At 73.3% G+C, this 419-nt stretch carries 1 protein-coding gene; it reads right to left on the bottom strand.

What is annotated here, in order from left to right; translation table 11 throughout:
• The coding region (locus D7Y04_RS42985) for an STAS domain-containing protein (protein WP_121763077.1) at window positions 1-419 on the bottom strand (419 nt) is incomplete at both ends.

Below are 419 nucleotides of genomic sequence, written 5' to 3'. Positions count from 1 at the left end.
CGCCGTGGCGCTGCCGGTAGGCCTCCGCGTACGCCGCGACGGCGGTCGGGAGGGTGGGGAAGAGGAGGTGCTTCCCGAGCTCGGCCAGGAACCCGGCGGCCTCGAGGTCGTGGCGCAGGTCCTGCTTCACGCGGGCCAGGGCGAGGGCGACGCCGCGGTCGACGAGCGTCGCGCGCAGCTCCTCGAGCGCGTCGACCCCGGTGAGGTCGACCTCGACGATCCCCTCGCAGTTCAGCAGGAACCACTCGACGTCCGGACCACCGTCGTCGGCCGCCTCGAGGGCGCGACGGCGGAAGTTCTCGGCGTTGGCGAAGAAGAGCGGCGAGTCGTAGCGGTAGACCACCAGCCCGGGCACCTGGCGGGTCTCGGGGTAGTCGTCGACGTCGTGCATCCCGGCCAGGCCGGGCACGTAGCCGAGC

Origin of the sequence: Corallococcus sp. AB038B (assembly GCF_003668955.1) — a bacterium.
Taxonomy (GTDB): domain Bacteria; phylum Myxococcota; class Myxococcia; order Myxococcales; family Myxococcaceae; genus Corallococcus; species Corallococcus exiguus.
Note: the sequence above shows the minus strand (reverse complement) of the source record. Positions and strands in the feature narration are given on the sequence as shown.